This window comes from Bacteroidota bacterium, assembly GCA_018831055.1.
GTDB lineage: Bacteria > Bacteroidota > Bacteroidia > Bacteroidales > B18-G4 > M55B132.
Genome location: JAHJRE010000248.1, coordinates 1 through 2,446 on the forward strand (window position 1 = coordinate 1; position 2,446 = coordinate 2,446).

2 protein-coding genes are annotated in these 2,446 nt (G+C 45.1%); both read right to left on the reverse strand.

The window, feature by feature from the left end; genetic code table 11:
* On the reverse strand, positions 1 to 872 hold an 872-nt coding region (locus tag KKA81_16075), incomplete at its 3' end, for a hypothetical protein (GenBank protein ID MBU2652444.1).
* Positions 873 to 880: 8 nt separating this feature from the next.
* Positions 881 to 2,446: hypothetical protein (locus KKA81_16080; GenBank protein MBU2652445.1), on the reverse strand; the 1,566-nt coding region annotated here is incomplete at its 5' end.

Consider the following 2,446-nt stretch of genomic DNA (forward strand, 5'->3'; position numbering starts at 1 on the left):
AGCCAGCATTTTATGCCGCCGCCGTAGCGGTCAATGTCAGTAAACCATTGGGGAACTACAACTTTTTTAAAGGCTTTATCAAACCATTTTCGGTATTGTTTTGCCAGGTATCTCCAGTCACCGTTATAAACCAGCACACTGGTCGTCGGGTATTTTTTAGTTGTGCCGGGGGGAATCGTGTCAACCGGGTAGTAGGTCACCCTTAAAGCACTTTTGTCGCGCTGGACAAGTTTATTGGTACATTGCTTATCTTCTACGAATAAACCAAAGCCCTGTCTTGTCTCCGGGTCAAAGATGCCTTGAACAGGCATACTGCAACCATAGGAACAACCATAAACACCCCCGGCGTCTTCCAATGCCCAGTTTGTTTTTCCGGCTTCCCAGGGAAGAATACCCCGGTTTTTGCGGATGTCTTCACCCAAGCATAAGCCGGAAAAGTAGGGGAAAATAGTTACAACCTGCAGGTCTTTTTGGGTTCGGTTAGTAACTGAAATCTGCCAACGCGTAAAATCTTCCCTGAGAGCAACTTCTACGGAGACCATTATCCCCGGTGCATAAACAATATGGAGCGTTAGATTCGTTTCGTTAGCGTCTTCTCTTATTTTAGCGTTTTCCAGTTTACCTTTTTTGGGGTCCAAAACTTCTTTGCAGCAGAGACGAGGGTCTTTGCGAAACGGATAGAAATAGTTGTGGACAGAAGTACGTTCCGCATTATAGGGGTCAGAATCAGGCTGCAGACAGATGCAAAATGGGTTTCCTCCCTGTTCCGGAAGTTTGAGGTATTCATCTCCGGTTTGATTGTTTTTGATGCTTCGCAAGGCGCCGGTTTTCTCATCAAAAGAGAGTGAAAGGTATTTATTCTTAAGATTCATAAAATTCCTCATTCCCGAAATACTAATGACCCAAACTGGTCCGGCTGATGGAATGAGAGGCGGACTGACCAGGTAGACAGTTCCACGTCTTTTGCAGTCTCTCCCTTCAAATGGCGGTTCCGGACAAAATTAGCGTTCCATGTTACGCCATCTTTTAGTGTGCCGGTCCATACTACACCATCTATTAGTTTGCGTTCAAAAACATCTTTGATGGGTATGGCGGCCTCCACTATCCAGCAGTCTTTCCCGATAGAAGTCGCGGCCCTGATACCGCTGTTCCATTTTTTCGTTCCTTCCAAACGGAACTGGTCAGCTACTACCCCCTTAGCGCTGACGAGAAACTGGTAGTAGTCCCCATTACACTGAGGATCCAAAAATATCTCAACGCTTGACTCCTGCCAGATATTGATATCATCTTGTTCTGTGATTATATTCAGCATCCTATTTATTTCCGGCTCCTGGCAACGGAAGGCGATATAGAGATACTGGGGGTCCCATCCCAGATATACCTGGGTGGCATACAGCGGCGAGTCTAATGCGGTATATTCTACCAAACGAATGGGGTTGCCCACATCCTTCCAGGCCGGGTCATCCAATTTTCCGTCAATAAGAATGGGCTGGACAACCTTTTTTACTTCAATCATCTTTTTCTCTTTTGCTACCAAAGGAGGAAATTCATTTTCTATCGGTAATAAGAACCGCCAGATATCCCTGTTTGTCTTTGCTCCGACATTTTTCTGAATACTTAAGAAAAACTGTGACCACGCTGACTCCCCTAATATAGATTCAGGCGTAAAGGGATTAGCGGCAAAATAGATAGCCCGGCCTTTACCGTAATTTCTCTCCACGCTGGCCGGCTCACCATCAGGATAGGCGGCGATTATTTTCGCCTTTTTATCCGTAACGGTAATATGGTAAGCATTATCTGTTGTTTTTACTTTCAGCCCTTCTTGTTGTATCTCAAAAATCTGTCTCTTGAAAATAGGTAATACCATATCTTTCTTTATTCCCGAATAGCCTGAGGCATCAGTTATTTTTATTTCCTTCGCCTCGCTCTTCGACTTTAGACTTATCCCGAATATTTGCTCTCTACGCTTGGAGAGGTCGTCTCCATTTATATCCCAACTGAAGATGCGAGGGTCGCCGGCGATAACTATGCCTCCTTTTTTAACGTATTCTTCTATTTTGTCTATGATTGAATTCCGCTGGTACTCCCCGTACGGAATATAGAGAACCTTATACTTATCTAAATTCTTTATCCCTCTTTCTATCTGTGTGTCAGAAATGAAATCAAACCAGGAACCGATCTTTTCCCCTAACAAGGAATAGGCGGTATAGACCTCATCCGCGGTTGCTTGATTGCCCTGGCTTGAATGCGAGTCCGAGGAGAAGAAAATAGCCGTATCCGGGTCGTTAGGTATTTTAATTTGATTCATATTTTTCATCTGCCGGGCGATATTGAGCATCATCTTATACCGGTCAGGCCTGTTATAGGGTGAACTCTCCCCTCCGTTGGTGTTTTCGCCGTCGAAGAAGTTGATGTAGGTAGCCCCATTCCGCAGTGCCTGGCTGGC